The sequence below is a fragment of the Sutterella massiliensis genome (assembly GCF_016899755.1).
In the GTDB taxonomy this organism is placed as follows: domain Bacteria; phylum Pseudomonadota; class Gammaproteobacteria; order Burkholderiales; family Burkholderiaceae_F; genus Sutterella; species Sutterella massiliensis.
Genome location: NZ_JACJJC010000212.1, coordinates 1 through 615, shown reverse-complemented (window position 1 = coordinate 615; position 615 = coordinate 1). Strand labels below are relative to the sequence as shown.

Here is a 615-nt window from a genome sequence, read left to right as displayed (position 1 = left end):
CCGCAGAACCAGCGCTTAAAGTGCGAGTTTTGCGGCCCGATCTTATCCGTGCAAATTCGAGAAAAACAAGTTTCAACGCGCTTTTGCACGAAGACATGGCTTTGTCGCCTTATACCTTTCTTCTACTTGGGCGAGTGCTGCTTCAGAAAAAACCTTTTCATTTAATAACGAGAAAATGTCAAATACAGAGAATTCTTCAGGTATTAAGTTAAGGAATATGACAACGGACGGCCGCTCTTCTGAAGCCAACCCTCTTGAATAGCGCGGTTAAACCATACCTTAGCTTGTTTTTTTTCAATTCCTAAGTATTGCATGAAATCGCTTTCTAACATGTTGGACTGAACACTCAGTATTTTTTTAACTTTAGTGGAAAAATCTGAGTACATATCCATAGATGATAAATTAGATACTGGAACCTGATTCGGGTTAGCATCTAACCCATCAACGAACAGTGTTCCTTTTCCTGTTTTTTTTGTTTGCCAATTCTGATGATTTTCTTCCAATGGTTGTGGCAATTTTACCGAAAAAGAATTTAATACTTCAGAATCGTCAAACAAATTCAATTCTTCGGGTTCAGAATCAAGCTGAGAGCGAGAAGACAGCAATGAATTTAGT

At 38.5% G+C, this 615-nt stretch carries 1 protein-coding gene; it reads right to left on the bottom strand.

Going from position 1 to position 615, the window contains the following annotated elements; translation table 11 throughout:
- Positions 1-203 precede the first annotated feature (203 nt).
- The coding region (locus H6A60_RS12215) for a hypothetical protein (protein WP_205105013.1) at positions 204-615 on the bottom strand (412 nt) is incomplete at its 5' end.